The following is a 17368-nucleotide window of genomic DNA, read 5'->3' on the forward strand; positions in this document are numbered from 1 at the left end:
ATGTATGATATCATGGATGATTACAAAAATTTGTGGCTTGTGCATCCGTTTTTATCAAGTTTTTTGGAATCGATTCGATTTTTTGCTAAATGATGGAACAATTTGCTTAGCTGGACAATTCCGTTTTGGAATATGTCTTTTTCATCGAACACCATCGGTTTCGAATTAACCTCATAAATAAAAATATTTCCTTTTGTATCAATTCCAGCATCAATAGAAAATTCCCCAATGAATTGAAAACATTGAGAGAGTGTGCTGCCAATTTCATGGCAAATAGTTTCCAGTTTTTTTGTATCGACACGGTTTTTGACAAAGGAGAAGGGAAGGATAGTGCCACCATGTACTACATGTGTTGTAATGTTTTTAGATGCGCGCACGCCAATTCCCGAAATAACATATTTGTTTTGACTGTAATGAACGAGAATGCGCAAGTCGTATTTATGATTGTTAATCTGATCGGAGACGATCTCCTGCTGCATCATATACGGCTCGTTTAGAATGTGTTTTATTTCTTTCCAAATATTTTCCAATGAAGATTCATTTTTTATAGAATTTACCGTTTTGATAATGTAGTTATGTTTGGATTCGGCTGTTATTTTAATGATTCCTTTCCCTTGGCTTTGTCCAACAGGCTTTAAATAAACGGAGGGGTATTTTTCAAAAAATGTATAAAAATCTTGTTTCGATGCTGCTAATTGCGATTCAGGTATGACAGGAAGAAGGTGCTTATTTTTTTGCAAACAAGTAATGACATCCCATTTATTAAAAAAATGTCTGTTGAAATATGGGATGTTTTTTTTGTTTAAAGAGCGGAAAACGAAATCTGTTTTTTGAACTGTATCGCGAAACGGATAGCGATTATAGACAACATCTGGATATAGAAACTTTTTTTTCAACCAGCGATTTTCGTTCGGTTCATATATATAGCCGACGATCGATTTTTCTTTCATGCCAGAAGGTGTAAAAACAAAGCTTGAACTGTTCTGCTCAGTCAAATGTCTTTGTATAGCTTTAAATAACGAAATGTTTCCATAAAAAGAACCGCTTCGATCGTTATCACCAGCTAAAATTCCGACGAGCATTTCATGGGGCATCATAGATCTCCTCAGTTGAAATTGTTTTTTTCATTAAATATTCGGCATATTGGAATGGAAAGCGCAATGTTAGCCGGTCTTCTTGCTGCAAATCTTTATGCATAAAAATGGAGCGGCCAGGCTTCGAGTTCGCTTCAAATAGCCATATGTTCCCGTTATTGTCGATGCCGAAATCAAAACCGATTTCTCCGATTTCACCGTCCATTTTGCGATCAATTGCCTTGCTAATAGAAAGGGCCGCGGTGGAAAGTGAACGGTAAATGTCCTCTTTATTCAACGGCAATGATAATTCATGCAAAGATTTTATTGTTCCTCCGTTTTTTACGTGTGTTGTAGGATTTCCCTTTCCCGCCAATTTCGCAGCGATTGCACTGACAAGCCAGATTCCGTTTTCGTTCTTGTTTGTGTGCACGCGGAAATCGACAGGATTTCCACTCGATTGAAGAAGGGAAATGCCTTGTTGAGCAATATATTGATCTAATGATCGCTGTGTAAAAAAACGCTGCAAAAAGCCTTCAATAGAAGAGAACAGCTTCAACTGGCCTTTTCCGTTCTCATCATAATAGCAGCAAAGAATTGATCCATTTTTCCGATTTTTCACCAGCTTAAATATTCCTAGGCCAAGGCTTCCGTTTTCAGGTTTTAAATAAATCGTTTGAAAGCGGTTAATCAGCTGTTCAATTGTCTTTATGGACGGAGCATGATATGTCTCCGGCAAGTAATGCCTTACTGTTTCATCTTTGGATAAAATATGATGGATATCCCATTTGTTGAAAAAGCCTGAGTTGAAAAGCGGAATTGAGCGCATAAATAAGTTTTTTTTCGCAGACTGAAAGTAGTCTGAGTTTTCTACCTTCCGATTTGGAAGACGATCATAAATGACATTTGGAAATGGAACGGTTATTTTTACCCATCCGGATTCATTGAATGTATAGCCTTCAATCATCTCTAAATCCCAATGAATTTGATGTATCCCAAATACAAAACAAAAAGTGCCTGTTGAGCAGCCGTTGACCACTAATTTTGAAAAAAATATCGATCTGTCGCCTAATGGGCGCAAAAGGGATTTATAAAAACCTGCTGTGAAAATGCCGACAACGGGGCCTAAAAATAGCGTTTCACTATGGACTAAAGCTTTGATCCTAATATTTTTAGGTAAAAGCAGAGATTCGGCAATATCTTTTGAAATATAAATGCTTTGGCTGTCTTCGTGATGGAGAATAGAACGGCACGCTATTTTCCGTTTGCCGAAAGAGATCGATTCGATCGTTACATGGGAAAAAGAGCTAGGAAGCAAAACGGTTTGGTTTAGGTGGTCTGCCTGTTTAATTTGATAAATCATTTATTTCCACCCCGGTTTGTAGAGAGTGTTGCAAGTAGCGGGCATAGCGGACAGGAGCTTCGTACAGAACTGTTTTTCTCGCAGGATCTGTTTTTAAAACGACATTTCTCCCTGGTTTAGAATTAATATCTAAAATCCATATCGTTTCATTTTGCAAATCAATGCCGATGTCCACTCCAAGCTCAAATAAAGGAGCAAAATTTTTTTCAATTTTTTGCGGAAGATGGTGAGCAAGCTGTTCGATTTGGTTATAAATATGGTTCAATCGCTGCCTTGGAATATCTTTTTCCCATTGTTCAAGGGAAACGACAGAACCGCCTTTTGACAAGTTGGATACATACGTATGTTTTTGACCGATTCGAATTCCTTTTCCTTGCATAATCCATTGACCGAACTCGTTTTTTTGAAATAAAATGCGCAAGTCAAATGGACGCTGCTGTTTGTCCTTTAATGGGAGCAATCGTTGAAGAATGTATGAGTCAACTTGTCTCTTCGCAAGAAATGGTTTTAATTGATTGAAATGTTTCAAACGGACGATCCTTTGATTCGCTCCAATGAAAAAGTATAGAAATAGCGTTTCCTTTTCTTTTTTAATTACAAGCACTCCTTTTCCTGAACTGCCGTGAATTGGTTTTAAGATACATTCCTCATATGATTGCAAAAATGTATAAACTTGATCGGGATGTTGGAAATATTCTGTTTCAGGAAGATATTGATAAATGAATGGATCAGTTTTTAATGTTTTATATTGTTTCCATTTATCTGGGAATCCGTAGCCTAGAAAAGAAACATTTTGTTGTATTTTTAATTTTTGAACGGCTTTTTTGTTTTGAATGGAAGCAGCATCTTTGCCATAAAAACAGCGGTCATAAATATAATGTGGAAGCTGAAAAGTACTTCGCTCCCATTTATTAGATGTTAAATTGAATGTAAATCCCGTTAACGTACCATTTGCGAATTGTACGTCCAACGGGCGAAACATAATACATTTCATATTCAATTTTTTTGCCGCTTTTGAAATATTTTTAAAATAGGCTGCTTCATGAAAATATTTATTGACTAAAAATCCGAAAGACAAAAGAGGTTCTGCCACAAATATCCGCCTGCCTCCGTTTATCTATATTTACCCAATTATTATATGAATCGTTATGAAACATCATAACCGCTTATCAAGAAACAATAACGGATGATTGCTTTGGCAGACGGACGAATGGAAGGATTGAGAGAGTATTCAATATTTTTAGATGGCTTTGTATTGACTTCTAAAATCCATGGTTTCTGATCCTCACTTACAGCCATATCAATTCCAAATTCCCCGTATTCTCCCTCCACGTTCATTTCAACTGTTTTGGCGGCTTCCAGTGCTATTTCTGAAAGAATGCTGCAAAGATGTAAACAAGTGCTTTTGTCAAAAATGTCAGATAAGATTTTTTTTATTTTATACAGCTCACCGCCTTTAGCTAAATTGCTAACAAATTGATCTTTAGCGGAAAGGCGGGTGACAGAAGAGGTTATTTTCCAGCCCTGATGATTGATTTTATGGCATAGAAACCTGAAATCAAGCGGTCGATTGTCCAATTTGATTGTGTCGATTGTCTGCTGAATAATATGCGGTTCTCTTTTGAGATATGGAAAGAGATGTTTATACATTTCCTGAAAGGAATGAAAAATAATTGGCTGCTCGCTTTTACCGGGATGGGTAAAGTATATTTCGAAAAGATCGTTTTTATTTTTCAAGCGAATAATTCTTCTCCCTTGACTGCCGTTAATCGGTTTAATAAATACGTCTTGAAAATCATTTACAAACACTTGCAAATCTGATTTTTTTGTTAAAAGCATCGTTTTTGGAAGGTAGGGAAGAAGATGCTGGTTGGACGCAAAAATTTTATGAATTTCCCATTTGTTTAAGTAGCGGTGGTTAAACACCGGTATATCGTTTGCAGCTGCAAATTGCAAAAACTTCAAATATTTTTGAGAATACTCCAATTTTCTTGATCGAATCCGATTATAAATCACGTCAGGACAAGGAATGGTTTCCTTTTTCCAATTTTGATGAGATAAATGAAACCCTTTCTTCTGATTTTGCTGCAGATCAGTTAATGTTGAAATACAAAAAAATGCGCCAATTTCCTCACAGTAATTCGCCATCTCTTTACAAAAATCATCAATATTTCCAAACTGGATTTTTTCATCGTCCTGAATAGAATCAATCAATACACAAATGACCGGTCCGAGTTTGAAGGTGTTGGTGAATTTATCATACTGAAGACGAAGCGTTAAAGATTTTATAGGAAGATGAAGAGCGTTGTAAATCTCTTCACTGGCATAAAGAACGATTTTTTCGTTTCGGATGAAGGAGGCTTTTGTTTTAACTGTTTCTTGGCCGCAATGTAAGGAAAACGTTTGGATCAGTGGAAGGGTCAAAGCTTTTTGCAAAGAATCGCTTATTTCCATATAGAAACCGTTTTTTTCTTCGAGTGGAATCATTAAAATTTTTGTTTCTGCCATTTGAATTACCCCGTTTGCTTACAAATGTTAACCGATTTATAATATTAACTTAGGTAAATCATGCTATGATATCGTATGTCTGGCAGTTGATCTTGTGAATAAACAGTGAGGAAGATGCAAATGGAATTTATATTAACATCAGCTATGATGGTCGTAATTAGTGCATTTATTGGCGGTGTTACGAATTACATTGCCATTAAAATGCTTTTTCGCCCATATAGACCAATCTATTTGTTGGGAAAAAAGCTTCCCTTTACGCCAGGCCTTATTCCGAAACGCCGGGATGAGCTGGCTAGGCAGCTAGGAAAAATGGTGATCGAGTATTTAGTTACACCAGAAGGAATCAAAAAGAAAATGGAGGAGGTCTCCTTCCAGAAGAAAATACAATTATTCCTGCTTCAATCGATAGATGCTTGGCTTGCCAAACAAAAAACTTTAACGGAATTACTGGAAGAGTATGGAGTATCCAACAGCAAGGAAATGATTGCCACCCGACTTGAACGAGCGATTGAAAAAAGCATACTTCATTTTTTCAATACAGATCAAAAAGTCAGTCAGTTTTTGCCGCAAGAATGGAAGAAGAACATCGAATTGCAAATTCCTAATCTTGCAGAATGGATTGCAATGAAAGGCGTTCAATATGTTGAAAGTGATGAAGGGAAACAAGCGCTGCAAAGAATGATCGATGACTTTCTTCAACAAAAAGGAACGTTTGGCGGCATGATTCAAATGTTTTTAGGAAACTTGAATATCGCAGATAAAATTCAATTAGAAGCAGCAAAGTTTTTTCGTCATCAAGGGACGATTGATCTGATTGCTTCCATTCTTTTTAAAGAATGGAGCCGATTGCTTGATATGCCGGTTTCTGAGGTTACAAGCAGGATGGACAAAGACAAGACAAGCTTGTCCATTGCAAAACTTATTTCGGAAAAAATACGTATCTACGAAACATTGGATAAACCAATTTCAGAGCTTATCCAGCCGTATAAACAAGCAATTACGGAAAAAATGCTGCCAGCTGTCATTTCCAGCTCTGTTCTTTATTTGCAAAACAGTGTGGAACAGATTATGAAAGCCTTCGATATCGATGAAATTGTGACGGCACAGGTAGAATCCTTCTCGGTTGAACGTCTCGAAGAAGTTGTACTGACTATTTCCAAAAGGGAATTTAAAATGATTACCTACTTAGGCGCTCTCCTTGGTGGTATAATCGGGTTCGTACAATCGATTATCATTCTGTTTATTTAGGTTCTATACTAAATGTTGGGGTAAAGAATTTCATAAAATAAAAAAGCATTTACGAAGTGCTCTCTTTTATAATGAAAGTGACCAAACCTCATTTAAAAGGAGACTTCGTAAATGCAAGACTATTGTATCACAAAACTGATTGGATTAGAAAATGTCATTGTGTCAAATATTGTAGAAACGGATACGCACCTAGAAATTTTTATCGAAACCAAACCTTGTCATCAAAGTTGTCCTCAGTGCGGGGAAAGGACAAGATCTATTCATGATTATCGCCTGCAGAAGATTCGAGATGTCAAATTTCGCGAAATGTATACGTATCTCATTCTAAAAAAGCGTCGCTATAAATGTACATCCTGTGGAAAGCGTTTCTATGAACGATATCCCTTCTTAGAGCGCTATCAACGTCATACGATACGTGTCCTTCAAGCCCTTCTTATCAAAGTGAGAACGGCCAATTTTAAGGAAGTGGCGAAAGAGCTTGGATTGGGACACTCAACGGTGATTCGATGGTTTGACCGTTATTATACTTATGAGAACCACTCATTACCACAAATTTTAGCCATTGATGAGTTTAAGGGGACAACCGAAAAAGGAAAATATCAATGTGTCATCGGAGACCCTCGAGGCTTCAAGGTATTTGATGTGATTCAAGACCGTAAGTTGTCCACGCTAAAAGATTATTTTCGTTCTTTACCGACTCATCGTGTTCAAATGGTGGTCATGGATATGTGGCAGCCGTATAAAATATTGGCTCAACAACTCTTTCAAAATCCAATTATATCGTGGACAAATTCCATTATGCTCGTCATAACTTCTGGGCACTTGAACGAGTACGAAAGAGAGTACAAAAGTCGTTCCAAGACAAAGATCGAAAATCGATGAAAAAGTTACGTTTTCTCTTACATAAACCGAAAGAGAAGTTAACCACAAGAGAACAGGAGCTCCTGCAATATTATTTAGAGTTGTCCCCCGATTTAAAGAAAGCTTATCAAGTGAAAGAAGTCTTTAAAAAATGGATGACACAAAGCAATGAACGCAATGTAAGGTTGAACTTAGAACAACTGTATCAAGCGATTGACGAATCAGGACTGGACGAATATCAGTACATGAAACGAACCTTTAAAAGCTGGGAGAAAGAAATCATCAATTCGTTTATGTATCCCTACACTAACGGTTATTTAGAAGGGATTAACAATAAAATGAAAGTCATTAAACGAATGTCTTATGGTATTCGCAACTTTCAACGACTTAGAAATAAGGTATTATGCTCACTTATTTAACTTTCATACATATAAAAGAGGTGCACTTCACATCAAGTGCACCCCAACAATTGACATAGAACCTTTAATCCCATGAAAACAGGCAAACCGCCTGCTTCATGGGATTTTTTACATATTAAAAGAACAATTGGGCACTTTACAAGTAAAAGGTTCAAAAACGTTAGGGGGATTCGGCATGAGCTTTTTAAAATTTTTTAAGAAATCGATCGATAAAAAGTCATTTGAACAGCTATTAGCAGACAAGGAAAAGCAAGATAGCAGCGAGCAACCGCAAAGCAAAGAAACGATCAAACGCAGCTTGCATGAAAACTTAAAAAAAATTAGAGAAGCATTTGGCAACAGCAGCGACATTGTTACAAGGGAAATAAGAATAGGAAGACAAGGGGAAATCCGCGTCGGGATTATTTATACGGACGGTTTGATTAACAGTGAAGCGAATCATAATTTTGTTATGGAATCGTTAATGTTTGAATTGAGAAGAAATGAAGTGGATCTGAAAGATCTGGCAGGTTTGACGCTGCTCAATTATATAAAAGAAATGGTCTTGACCGTCGGTTCGATTGAAGATGTGCATGATTTCAACGTTATCACGAATGCTGTTCTGTCTGGAAAAGTTGTTTTATTATTCGATGGATACGAACAAGGCTTTGCCGTTGAAATGAAAGGCGGAAAGGAGAGGGGAGTCCAAGAGACAACAACTGAAACAACTATTCGCGGTCCTCGGGAAGGATTTACGGAAAATTTGCGTGTCAATACTTCCCTTATTCGCAGAAAGATAAAAGACCATCGTTTATGGATTGAATCAAAAAAAGTCGGAAAAGTAACAAAAACGGAAGTCAGCATTATGTATATTAAAGGGATTGTGAGAGAAGAAGTGGTGCAGGAGGTCAGAAGCAGAATTGAACAAATTGATATTGATGGAATATTAGAGAGCGGTTATATCGAAGAGCTGATTCAAGATGACTCATACACGCCATTTCCAACTATTTATAATACGGAACGTCCTGATATCGTGGCAGGACATCTTCTCGAAGGCCGCGTAGCCATTTTAGTGGACGGCACTCCTTTCGTTTTAACTGTACCGTCAATTTTTGTGCAATTTCTGCAATCCCCTGAAGATTATTATCAACGCGCAGATATAAGTTCATTAATTCGTTTTCTCCGTTTTTTCGGTTTTTTCACTGCGCTCCTTGCACCGTCTCTTTATGTTGCTATTACAACTTTTCATCAGGAAATGCTGCCGACACAGCTTTTGATCAGTCTTGCCGCCCAAAGGGAAGGCGTTCCGTTTCCCGCATTTATTGAAGCATTTCTAATGGAAATTATGCTTGAAATTTTAAGGGAAGCAGGACTTCGAATGCCAAGAGCTATCGGACAAGCCGTTTCAATTGTTGGAACATTAGTTGTCGGGACGGCAGCAGTAGACGCGGGAATTGTTTCCGCCGCAATGGTAATTGTTGTAGCATTTACAGCTATCTCAAGTTTTATGGTCAGCTCGTATGACCTAGCGATCACCGTGCGGATGTTACGATTTGTTTTTATGGGGCTTGCCGCATCTTTCGGTTTGTTCGGAATTATCCTTGGATTGGTGGCGCTAGTTCTTCATTTGAGCAGTCTTCGTTCATTTGGCGTCCCTTATTTAAGTCCAATGGCTCCGTTTACGCTGGCAGATCAAAAGGACGTTTTTATTCGTCTGCCCCGCCGTCTGCTTATTTTTCGACCACGAGTTTTTAGTTCACAGCAAAATACGAAAAGAGAGAAATCACTTTTTCAAAACGAAAATCAACGAAAGAAGAAATAGATTACCTAAAGGGGTATTAAATGAATGTGGAACATAATCGGCATTCTTTTCGTTTCTGCATGTATTTTTATAATCGAAGCTCTGCTGCTATTAAAACATAAGCTCTGGAAGGATTTTATTGTGTTTATCATTTTTCTTTTTTTAGGAACAGGATTAAGTATTGCCAGATGCATTAATTTTCCTATTCCAAATCCGATTGAATTGCTCACATGGATCTACCAGCCGCTAAGCGAAGCAGTGAACAAAATATTTCAATAAGAGGTTGGTGAAGGTATGTTAGACAACGGGAAAATAACAGCAAATCAATATAAAATGTTAGTTTTATTATTTACGATTGGAAGTTCAATTCTCGTTGCTCCTACTGCATTAGTGAATGATGCGAAACAGGATGCTTGGATAGCAACCATTTTTACGGTCATCATCTCCATTCTTTTAGTGCTTATGTACATTAAAATATATTCAATTTTTCCAAATATGACTCTTGTAGAAATATGCGAGCTTTTGCTCGGAAAATGGATTGGAAAATTCGCGGTTGCATTATTTCTCATGTATGCTTTTATTTTATCCGGTGAATTGCTCAGGGAAATCGGCGATTTTACAACTACTCAAATGATGCCTGATACACCGATCGATGCTATCCATATTGTTTTTATGGGAGTCGTTGTTATGGCAACCCTTTTAGGATTAGAAGTGATTGGACGTTCTTCAGAAATCATTTCATTATGGCTATTCATCCTTTTAGCAATCTATTTCATCGCGATTTTGCCTCAAATCAAAATAGGAAACCTGCAACCGATATTGGGAGAAGGAATGAAACCGATTTTATTTGGGTTTTATCATTTTATTAGTCTGCCGTATTTAGAATTAATCGTTTTTTTAATGATTGCTCCCTTTGTCAATCATCAAAAAGGAGCAGAAAAAGGATTTTTAGTAGGCGTTATAATTGGAGGAATCCTGCTTACATTTGTTGTCATGTTTTCTATTCTTGTTTTAGGTGTCGAAAATACAGCCAGACAAATATATCCGAGCTATGCCCTGGCAAGAAAAATTGAAATAGGAAAATTTTTTCAACGCGTAGAGGTTATTATGGCGGGAATTTGGTTTTTATCTATTTTTTATAAGCTAACCATCAGTTTTTATGCTTTTGTTTTAGGTCTCTCTCAACTATTTAAAATAAAAGATTATCGTTCGATTACTCTTCCTATTTCTATGATGCTGATTGTGTATGCGATCGCCTTCCATCCGAACATCGTTCACTTTTTTGAGTTTGTACATAATATTTGGCCTTTGTACTCTTTAACGATCGGGTTTCTTTTTCCTCTCATCCTGTTGGGTACAGCTCTAATGAAAAAACGTCAGCGTCATGTGAGGGGAAATAGATGAATAAGCGGTTGACAAGTCTTTTATTCATATTGGCGTCCATCATGTTGCTGGCAGGCTGCTGGGATCGGAGGGAGTTAAATGACATCGCAATCGTTTCAGCATTAGGAATAGACAAAGTAGATGATGAATTACTTGTAACGATACAAGTGATCAACCCGGGACAGGTAGCAACTGTAAAACAAGGGGGAATAACAAAAGCTCCTGTTAGAACATTCCAGTCGAAAGCGCGTACATTGTCTGAGGCGATGAGAAAAGTGACAACTTTCTCGCCAAGAGCCGTTTATTCAAGTCATCTCCGCATGTTGATTATTGGAGAGGATTTAGCAAAAGAAGGAATGGGGGAAATTATTGATTATGTAGTAAGGGGGAAAGAATTTCGGACAGATTTTTATCTCTCTATCGCTAAAAACACTAGAGCTGAAAACATTTTAAAAGTACTTAGCCAGCTGGAGACAATTCCCGCACATAAATTAAGTTCTTCATTAAAGTTATCTGAAAAATCATGGGGGCCTATCGAAACAATAGAAATCAATCAATTTGTCAACGAGTTAGTTTATAAAGGCATTGAACCTCATGTGATAGGTGTAGAAATAATAGGCAATCCTGAAGCTGGAGAAAAAATAGAAAATGTTGAAAAAACAAAAGCTGATGCGTATCTCAAATTTGGCAGTGTAGCTATCATGAGGAAAGATAAGTTAGTTGACTGGTTAACGGAGAAGGAAAGCAATGGTCTCCATTATGCATTAGGAAAAGTGCAAAGAGCAGTCATTAATGTGCCATGCAAAGAGAAGAAGGTGGCAATTGAAACGATCCGAACAAACAGCAAGATTCAAACAAAAGTTGACGGTCATCAGTTTAAAGGCACCATTCAGCTGCATATAGATGGGTCGGTAGCCGAGGTTCAATGCGAACGAATGGATTTGGAGAAAATAGAAACGATAAACCTTTTGCAGAAAAAAGCTGAGGAAAAGGTTAAAAAAGATATTCTGACAGCTATTCAAGCTTCCCAGAAAAAATATGAAGTAGATATTTTTGGATTTGGAGAAGCCCTTCATCGCAGCCATCCGTCGATTTGGCATAAAGTTAAAAAAGATTGGCACTCTCATTTTAAAGACATACCGGTTCATGTGGATGTTGACGTAAAGCTAAGGAGAATCGGCACAATTAATAACTCTCCTCTTCATGAAATGAAACCGTAGCTTCCCGAACTTCCGAAAAATTCCTCAGGGTGTAAGAGAATTTTAAAACTTTTTTGACAGGCGGCCTTGTCATCCTTTATATTAGCTAAAAGGGCTCGCGGAGCGAGGAGGGATTAGGAGTGTCTAATATTTTATATAATTCCGCGTACGATTTGAAAAAAGCATTAGAACAAAGCAAGGAATATATTCAATTAAAAAAATTGTATGATGATGTCCAACACGATGAATCAGCGAAAAACATTTTCCACAACTTTCGCAGCACTCAATTAAACCTGCATGAAAAACAAGTAACCGGAAAAGAAATTACTGAAGAAGAAATTATTCATGCAGAAAAATGCGTTCAATTAGTACAGCAAAACGGCAAGATTGCTGCATTGTTGAAAGCAGAGGAAAGCATGAATATGCTTTTACAGAGGATAACCAGCATTATTTTGGAGCCGCTTGATGAGCTTTATAAAAAAAGTGAATAGTAAAAGAAAAGAATATCAAATCAAGGATTTTATTGAAAAAAATAAAATATTTGGTAGTCTAGAGTGAGATGTACTTTTTGTGCATCTCTTTTTTCATTTTCAAAATTGGAGGGAACAGATCATGAATCAAAGACTCATTTTCCATTTTTTTATTAAAGAAAAAGGAGGTGGCATATTTTATGAGCCATAGTACGCTATCCAGCTTAAAAACGGCATTGCGAGAACAATTAACGCTTTTTCAGAAACAACAAAATGACAGAACTTCTCCAATCGGCCGATTTTATATGAATAACCAAAAAAAGTTTTTGCAATATGTAAGGGAATTGGAACAGCTTTTTAATCAAGAAGATGAAGATATTTTCACAAAAGTTTTTATTGGGGCGACAGTGAAAATTGTATATTTGGAAGAAGAGGATGAAGAAACATATACAATCTGTTTTCCTGAAGAAGCTGATCCTGACCAAGGGAAAATTTCATTTTTATCTCCCATCGGTAATCAGCTGCTGCTTGAAATGAGAGGAAATTCGATTGATTTAGACATACCTGGAGGAAAAACAGCTGTTAAAATTTCTGAAATCCATTATTTAGAAAAATAAATTATGAAAAATGAAAGGGGAGAAATCCCCTTTCATACTCTATTCATTTCCTCTTGCAGCGTCGAGCTGTAGGAATTTCTAACAAAATATTACTTGCGAAAACCTTGATTCATTGAGATACTAAAATGTAAGGGTTTACATTACGAGCCTCTGTATATTTCGGGGTGGTTGTCATGAAAGATGAAAAAATTGTCGGCAGTTTCCAATTAATGAAATCATTGAATAAATCTTTAATTCTTAATACAATTCGGGCACACGGATCGATTTCAAGATCTGACATTGCGAAAGAAACAAAATTAACACCTCCGACAGTCACAAATATTGTAAATGAATTGTTGGAAGAAGGATTGGTAAAAGAGTGGCAGACCGGATCTTCCAGCGGGGGAAGAAAACCCATTTTGCTGAAAATCAACTCATCAAATTTTTATGTTTTCGGTATTGATATCAGCCCGAGGGAAATCCGATTTGCCATCACGGATTTAAACGCTCAAACACTTTTATATAAAACAATCACGATGAAAGAAGAGATGACGAGTTCACGTTTGTTCCAAATGATTGCTAAACAGCTTTACATTATGATGGATGAAGTTTGTATAGAATTAAAAAAATTTGTAGGAATTGGCATCGGTATTCATGGCAGGATTGACGCAGATGAATGTTCAAGCGGTTTTGCTCCCCAATTGCAGCATCGAAATGTACCGTTAAAAAAAGAGCTTGAAAAAGAATTTCGTCTTCCTGTCAAAATTGAAAATGATGTTCGTGCCATGGCAATAGGCGAAAACTGGTTTGGCAGCGGGGTGGGAATTAGCAATCTTGTATGCATTAAGATCAGTCATAGAGTTGGGGCAGGTTTTATTTTAAATAAGAAGCTGTTTCATGGAACGAACGGACTAGCGGGTGAAATCGGCCATATGTTTATAGAAAGCAGCGGTTTGAAATGTTCGTGTGGGAATGAAGGATGTTTAGAGGCGCTTGTTGGGTCTGAAGGGATTAAACGGCGTACATTAAACAAAATATCGCTTGGGTATAAAACGAAATTAATAGAACGGACAAACGGAATGATAGAAAATGTGAACGGACAACTGATTTATGAGGCTGCATTAGAAGGAGACCTGCTTGCTAAAGACATTTTAGAGGAGACTGGCAGGTATTTAGGAATTGCCATCATGAACATTATCCATTTATTCAATCCAGAGCGGATTATTATTGGGGGCGGATTGGCAAAGGCAAAGAATTTTATTTTAACTCCGATTCAAGAAGTGGTTGAACAAAGAGCTTTGACAGAGCAAGCGAAAAAAACAGAAATTGTGTTGTCAAAGCTGGGAGATCAAGCGACGGTCATTGGCGCTGTTGCCCTAGTGCTAAATGAAATGTTTTCTGTTCAATACGAATCGGTGTCATAATGTTTCCCCTTCCTTTAGTACACAAAAGTTCTAATTTGTCTCACAAGGACATATTTTCATAATAGAATTTAACAACAAGAGAAGGGGGACAACACATGCTCTACCGCTTGCTTGCCTTAAATATCGACGGAACGCTCCTCCGTTCAAATGGACGCCTTCAGCATTCTACGAAGGATGCGATAGAATTTGTTCAAAAAAAGGATGTATATATTACTTTGGTGACGAACCGCCATTTTCAATCGGCAAAAAAAGTTGCAAAGGCGCTCAAAATAGACAGCCACTTAATTACTCATGGGGGAGCGTTCATCGGAAACCGTTTAGATGAACCTCTTTATGTGAAGCGAATTTCAGAAGAAAAAACATTTAATATTGTGCAAGTGCTCGAATATTTTAATTGTAATATTCGAATCATTCATGAGCGTTTTTCGATCGGCAACCGGAAAAAAATCTCTTCAAATCTTGTAAGCAAAATGCTATTGAATTCGTCAGATCCGCTTTTTTATCCAATACAATTTGTAGAATCTCTTGCTGATGCGTTAATTGATGAGCCAGTAGCTGCCCCAAAAATTGATGTATATTTTGATACGAAGGAGGAATTGAAAGAGGCGGAAAAAACGATACTTGATTCTTTTTATGATGTAGATGTGATCAAGGTTCATGACGGAAAAATTGAAATTGTTCCAAAGGGAATATCTAAACTGAATGGCTTGCAGGTACTTGGCAATCATTTAGGCATTAAGCTGGATGAAATGGTCGCAATCGGCGACGGCCTTGACGACTTGGATATGATCCAGCAGGCAGGTTTGGGGGTTGCGATGGGGAATGCTCCGTTTGAAGTAAAACGGGCAGCAGACTGGATCACGAGGTCGAATGATGAACAAGGCGTTTCATATATGGTAAAAGAGCATTTCCGAAAACAATACCCAATTAAATTTTTAAATAAAATTAAAAACAGATAAAAAACATCCGCTTCTTAGGATGTTTTTTTCGTATTGACTGAAAAAATCCCCTTTAGTACACTATAAGGAGTTTTATTCTATTCGACAAGGTGATCACATGCGCATTCAAATCAGCGGCATAAATGATGAACGTTTTATGCGGCCTCTTCAGTTAATATCTAATTTGTTTTTTGAAGAAGCCGAAATTTTTTTAAAACCTTCTGAACATGATATCGAAGCATTATTCAATTTCGAATTCAGACAAAGTGATTTTCGGTTGGCTTGCGAGCTAAAAGCAGAAGGAAAAACGTATGAAGCTTTTTTAGAAAAAAGCTTTACCGCAACAGATGAAAAAGAACAATTCAAACAAATGAAGCAGGCGGTATTGAATGTTTATGTAACAGCTCTTCAACAGTATACGGGAATTACACAAAAATGGGGGATTTTAACAGGTGTCCGACCCACTAAGCTTTTTCATAAAAAGAAGCTTGAAGGAAGAAAAAATGAAGAAATTTATAAACAATTAAAAGAAGATTTGCTCGTATCAAATGAAAAAATTCGCATCATGGAACAAATTGTAGAAAAACAATTAACTGTTGTTCCTGATCTTTACAATTTGACAAAAGAAGTAAGCATTTATATCGGCATTCCTTTTTGCCCGACAAAATGTGCATACTGTACCTTTCCTGCCTATGCTATTGGCGGCAAGCAAGGAAAAGTTGATTCTTTTCTCGGCGGTCTGCATTATGAAATGAGAATGATCGGCGAATGGTTAAAAGAACGAGGCATCAATATTACGACCGTTTATTACGGCGGAGGGACACCGACAAGCATTACGGCAGAAGAAATGGATATGCTTTATGAAGAAATGTATACATCTTTTCCAAATGTTGATCGCATTCGGGAAATCACAGTAGAAGCCGGCAGACCGGATACAATTACAAGAGAGAAGCTGAATGTTTTAAAAAAATGGAACATAGACAGAATCAGCATTAATCCTCAATCATATATACAGGAAACATTGAAAGCAATCGGAAGACATCATACAGTTGAGGAGACGATTGAAAAATTTCATTTAGCTAGGGAAATGGGCATCAACAACATCAACATGGATTTAATTATTGGACTGCCGGGGGAAGGGTTAAAAGAATTTGAGTTCACCCTTGAGGAGACAGCCAAATTGATGCCTGAATCATTGACTGTCCACACGCTTTCCTTTAAGCGGGCATCGGAAATGACAAAAAACAAAGAAAAATATAAAGTAGCTGAACGAAGCGAAGTAGAAAAAATGATGAATAAAGCGGTTGAATGGACAAAGGCCAATCATTATGAGCCTTATTATTTGTACCGTCAAAAAAATATTTTAGGAAATTTAGAAAATGTCGGATATTCCCGGAAGGGTTATGAGAGTATATACAATATAATCATCATGGAAGAAATGCAAACGATTATCGGATTAGGCTGCGGGGCATCAAGCAAATTGATCGACCCGGTTTCCCGGGAAATCACTCATTTCGCCAATCCGAAAGATCCGAAATCGTATAACGATGGCTTTAAACATTATACAAATGAAAAAATCAAATTGCTAAATGCTCTTTATGGCGAAAATTGATAATTTTACGCTCCACATACGTATCGGGTCGTGTTGAAAGGAGGGCCCGATAGAAAACAGGAGCTTGGGAACGTCGAAAATGGAGAACTATTCCCGTATTTCCCTAAAAACACTTTAGAACAAATTTTAATAGATGAGATCGCGAGCCTTAATCATAAAAGCGATTGCGCCATTAGTCTGCAACAAACGTAGCCGGCAGACTTCAGACAAAACATACAAAAGCAAGTAGAGAAATACGAGCTCCTTCTCTACTTGCTTTTATTTTTAGACTTCTTGGACAGCCTCTGATAAATCTGTTTCATCATGTTAGCTATAATGATTTTTTAAATTAATGGGATGATATTGAAGGGGGCTCTGTGAACAAAATGGGAGATAATAAGATGTTCATCATAATTGGAATAGTCGGTCTTTTAGCTATTACTTTTTCAAATTTAGTTCTTAAATATGATGTCGTCGCGACCATTATTAGCATTGTTGTGATCGGATTTTAGTAA

At 37.1% G+C, this 17368-nt stretch carries 14 protein-coding genes and 1 pseudogene; 11 read left to right on the plus strand and 4 right to left on the minus strand.

Translation table 11 applies throughout. The annotated features are described in order from the left end of the window. Positions 1–20 precede the first annotated feature (20 nt). Genes NSQ94_RS04560 through NSQ94_RS04575 form a run of 4 tightly spaced genes read right to left on the minus strand, consistent with a single transcriptional unit; the run spans position 21 to position 4944 of the window. The gene (locus tag NSQ94_RS04560) at positions 21–1097 is read right to left on the minus strand and encodes a YheC/YheD family protein (protein WP_339230252.1); all 1077 of its coding nucleotides are present in this window, start codon (positions 1095–1097) and stop codon (positions 21–23) included. Beyond that, positions 1084–2436, minus strand: a complete 1353-nt coding sequence (locus NSQ94_RS04565) for a YheC/YheD family protein (RefSeq protein ID WP_339230254.1) — start codon at positions 2434–2436, stop codon at positions 1084–1086. Before NSQ94_RS04565 ends, NSQ94_RS04560 begins: the two co-directional genes overlap by 14 nt. Next, complete coding sequence (locus NSQ94_RS04570) at positions 2420–3529, minus strand: YheC/YheD family protein (RefSeq protein WP_094244613.1); 1110 nt, start codon at positions 3527–3529, stop codon at positions 2420–2422. Before NSQ94_RS04570 ends, NSQ94_RS04565 begins: the two co-directional genes overlap by 17 nt. 53 nt (positions 3530–3582) lie before the next feature. Then, positions 3583–4944: a YheC/YheD family protein gene (locus NSQ94_RS04575; protein WP_339230256.1), complete on the minus strand. Its 1362-nt coding sequence runs from the start codon at positions 4942–4944 to the stop codon at positions 3583–3585. Positions 4945–5064: 120 nt separating this feature from the next. Between NSQ94_RS04575 and NSQ94_RS04580 the strand changes: the two genes are divergently transcribed. From NSQ94_RS04580 to NSQ94_RS04630, 11 genes and pseudogenes are all read left to right on the plus strand, one after another. Next, positions 5065–6192: a DUF445 family protein gene (locus NSQ94_RS04580; protein WP_339230258.1), complete on the plus strand. Its 1128-nt coding sequence runs from the start codon at positions 5065–5067 to the stop codon at positions 6190–6192. A 111-nt stretch (positions 6193–6303) separates the two neighbouring features. Then, positions 6304–7472, plus strand: a pseudogene (locus NSQ94_RS04585) (ISL3 family transposase). A 175-nt stretch (positions 7473–7647) separates the two neighbouring features. Then, positions 7648–9273, plus strand: a complete 1626-nt coding sequence (locus NSQ94_RS04590) for a spore germination protein (protein WP_130158436.1) — start codon at positions 7648–7650, stop codon at positions 9271–9273. Between the two features lie 24 nt (positions 9274–9297). Continuing rightward, a complete protein-coding gene (locus NSQ94_RS04595) occupies positions 9298–9531 on the plus strand; it encodes a hypothetical protein (protein WP_066248956.1) in 234 nt (77 codons plus the stop codon). Positions 9532–9546: 15 nt separating this feature from the next. Continuing rightward, positions 9547–10656, plus strand: coding sequence for an endospore germination permease (locus NSQ94_RS04600; protein ID WP_311066423.1), 1110 nt, complete (start codon positions 9547–9549; stop codon positions 10654–10656). Next, entirely contained in the window at positions 10653–11855 is a 1203-nt protein-coding gene (locus tag NSQ94_RS04605) for a Ger(x)C family spore germination protein (RefSeq protein ID WP_339230260.1), read from the plus strand. The genes NSQ94_RS04600 and NSQ94_RS04605 overlap by 4 nt, the downstream gene beginning before the upstream one ends. Before the next feature lie 119 nt (positions 11856–11974). Next, on the plus strand, positions 11975–12325 hold the full coding sequence (locus tag NSQ94_RS04610) for a YlbF family regulator (protein WP_066248950.1): 351 nt from the start codon (positions 11975–11977) through the stop codon (positions 12323–12325). 179 nt (positions 12326–12504) lie between these two features. Continuing rightward, positions 12505–12921, plus strand: a complete 417-nt coding sequence (locus NSQ94_RS04615) for a GreA/GreB family elongation factor (RefSeq protein ID WP_063387297.1) — start codon at positions 12505–12507, stop codon at positions 12919–12921. A 173-nt stretch (positions 12922–13094) separates the two neighbouring features. Further along, positions 13095–14324, plus strand: coding sequence for an ROK family transcriptional regulator (locus tag NSQ94_RS04620; protein ID WP_339230262.1), 1230 nt, complete (start codon positions 13095–13097; stop codon positions 14322–14324). 95 nt (positions 14325–14419) lie between these two features. Continuing rightward, positions 14420–15283: a Cof-type HAD-IIB family hydrolase gene (locus NSQ94_RS04625; RefSeq protein WP_063387299.1), complete on the plus strand. Its 864-nt coding sequence runs from the start codon at positions 14420–14422 to the stop codon at positions 15281–15283. Between the two features lie 97 nt (positions 15284–15380). Further along, entirely contained in the window at positions 15381–16874 is a 1494-nt protein-coding gene (locus NSQ94_RS04630; protein ID WP_130158840.1) for a coproporphyrinogen III oxidase, read from the plus strand. Positions 16875–17368 lie beyond the last annotated feature (494 nt).

Origin of the sequence: Aeribacillus sp. FSL K6-2833 (genome assembly GCF_037965815.1) — a bacterium.
Taxonomy (GTDB): Bacteria; Bacillota; Bacilli; order Bacillales; family Aeribacillaceae; genus Aeribacillus; species Aeribacillus composti.

Bases quoted from the DNA above. Each gene is read 5' to 3' on its own strand.
- NSQ94_RS04600 (WP_311066423.1), top strand. From the start codon at position 9,547: ATGTTAGACAACGGGAAAATAACAGCAAATCAATATAAAATGTTAGTT.
- NSQ94_RS04605 (WP_339230260.1), top strand. From the start codon at position 10,653: ATGAATAAGCGGTTGACAAGTCTTTTATTCATATTGGCGTCCATCATG.
- NSQ94_RS04630 (WP_130158840.1), top strand. From the start codon at position 15,381: ATGCGCATTCAAATCAGCGGCATAAATGATGAACGTTTTATGCGGCCT.
- NSQ94_RS04625 (WP_063387299.1), top strand. From the start codon at position 14,420: ATGCTCTACCGCTTGCTTGCCTTAAATATCGACGGAACGCTCCTCCGT.
- NSQ94_RS04580 (WP_339230258.1), top strand. From the start codon at position 5,065: ATGGAATTTATATTAACATCAGCTATGATGGTCGTAATTAGTGCATTT.
- NSQ94_RS04575 (WP_339230256.1), bottom strand. From the start codon at position 4,944: ATGGCAGAAACAAAAATTTTAATGATTCCACTCGAAGAAAAAAACGGT.
- NSQ94_RS04615 (WP_063387297.1), top strand. From the start codon at position 12,505: ATGAGCCATAGTACGCTATCCAGCTTAAAAACGGCATTGCGAGAACAA.
- NSQ94_RS04560 (WP_339230252.1), bottom strand. From the start codon at position 1,097: ATGATGCCCCATGAAATGCTCGTCGGAATTTTAGCTGGTGATAACGAT.
- NSQ94_RS04565 (WP_339230254.1), bottom strand. From the start codon at position 2,436: ATGATTTATCAAATTAAACAGGCAGACCACCTAAACCAAACCGTTTTG.
- NSQ94_RS04620 (WP_339230262.1), top strand. From the start codon at position 13,095: ATGAAAGATGAAAAAATTGTCGGCAGTTTCCAATTAATGAAATCATTG.
- NSQ94_RS04595 (WP_066248956.1), top strand. From the start codon at position 9,298: ATGTGGAACATAATCGGCATTCTTTTCGTTTCTGCATGTATTTTTATA.
- NSQ94_RS04590 (WP_130158436.1), top strand. From the start codon at position 7,648: ATGAGCTTTTTAAAATTTTTTAAGAAATCGATCGATAAAAAGTCATTT.